1 protein-coding gene is annotated in these 805 nt (G+C 45.3%); it reads left to right on the forward strand.

Annotated features, from left to right (window positions below; all coding sequences use genetic code 11):
• Positions 1 to 805: 16S rRNA (cytosine(1402)-N(4))-methyltransferase RsmH (gene rsmH, locus A3756_RS22435; RefSeq protein ID WP_068554708.1), on the forward strand; the 805-nt coding region annotated here is incomplete at both ends.

Below are 805 nucleotides of genomic sequence, written 5' to 3' on the forward strand. Positions count from 1 at the left end.
TGACGAATTCTTCAGGTGCCTATGTTGATGCAACCTTTGGTCGTGGTGGGCATAGCTCAAAAATACTAGAAGCTTTGGATAAAGATGGCTCGTTGATCGCTATTGACAAAGATTTGGAAGCAATATCTGCGGCACAGAGTCGATTTGTTGATGAAGAGCGATTTTCGATTGTGCACGGCTCCTTCGCAGATATTCGTGAGCATTTGAGAGTTTGTGGGCAAGAGAAAGTTTCGGGCGTGTTAGCGGATTTGGGTGTGTCATCTCCGCAGCTTGATAATGCTGAGAGAGGCTTCAGTTTTATGAATGATGGTCCGCTAGATATGCGGATGGATACCACGCGCGGAGTGAGTGCCGCACAGTGGATCAAAGAGGTCGATGAGAAAGAGATGGTTCAGGTATTTTTCGATTATGGCGAAGAAAAGTTTGCTAGGAAAATAGCTAGAGGTATCAAAGAGGCATTGCTGGGTCAGGAAATTGATACGACTGCAAAACTGTCGAAAATAGTGAAGGACGCGAACCCGTCTTGGGAAAAACATAAGCACCCGGCGACCAGGGTGTTTCAGGCTATTCGAATTAAAGTTAATGATGAATTGAGTGATTTAGAGCGATTGCTGGACGAAGCAAGTGAGAGTTTAGCAGTCGGTGGCCGTTTAGTTGTTATTAGCTTTCATTCACTCGAAGATCGTATTGTTAAGCGCTTTATGCGTGAAAAAGCAAAAGGTGATGCGCCTCCGCCGGGGGTGCCCGTTTTTGAAAAAGATATTGTTCGAGGCTTTAAGCTAGTTGGAAAGGCGATTAAACCGAG

It is taken from the genome of Oleiphilus sp. HI0086 (genome assembly GCF_001635225.1).